Genomic DNA, 874 nt, shown 5'->3' on the forward strand with positions numbered 1-874 from the left:
CCCACCACCCGCGCCCGTAGCCGGAACCCCCCGCACTCCTGGCAGTGCCAGTCCGCCGCCGGCCGCCCGCACCACCCGCAGGCCGGGGTGCCGCCCTCCTCGCGCACCTCCAGCGGCCCGGCGCAGGCCGCACACCGGGCCGGCGCCCGGCAGGTGTCGCAGCCGAGCCGGGGTACGTAGCCGCGCCGGGGCACCTGGACCAGCACCGGGCCGCGGGCGAGCGCGTCGCGGGTGACCTGCCACGCCAGCGACGGCAGCCGGGCCGCGCGGGCCGCCTCGTCGCGGGCCTGGTCCAGGTCGCCGACCGTGCGGACCAGCGGCGCGGCGGCCCGTACCTGCTCGCGGGCGGCGGCCAGCGGCAGCGCCCAGCCGCTGTCGACGAGCTGCGCGCCCTCGACGGTCGTGGTGACCCCGCCGAGCAGGAACCCGGTGCGCTCCTCGCGGGCCCGCAGCAGCAGCACGTCGCGGGCGTGCGGCTGCGGGGCGTGCGGCTCGGCGTGGCTGGAGTCGCCGTCGTCCCAAAGGGCGACCAGGCCGAGGTCGGCGACGGGCGCGAACATCGCCGCACGGGTGCCGACCACCGCCTTGACGGTGCCGCGGCTGACCGCGAGCCAGCGCCGGTAGCGCTCCTCGGGTCCGGCGTCGGCGGTGAGCATGACGTGGCGGCCGGTGCCGAGCAGTTCGGTGAGGGCCGCGTCGACCCGCGCCGCGCTGCGTCCGTCGGGCAGCACGGCGAGCGCGCCGCGCCCGGAGGCGAGCGTGGTGGCGAGCGCGGTGGCCAGCTCCCGCGGCCAGTGCGGGCCGGGCAGCGCGAGCCACACCGCGCGGGGGGTGTCGCCGCGGGCGAGCGCCTGGAGGTAGGCGGGGCCGGTGG

The 874-nt window shown here is 80.4% G+C and carries 1 pseudogene; it reads right to left on the reverse strand.

Going from position 1 to position 874, the window contains the following annotated elements:
- A pseudogene (locus AC13HU_RS37755) lies at positions 1 to 874 on the reverse strand (primosome assembly protein PriA); the annotation flags it as partial.

It is taken from the genome of Streptomyces sp. NH27, assembly GCF_056859195.1.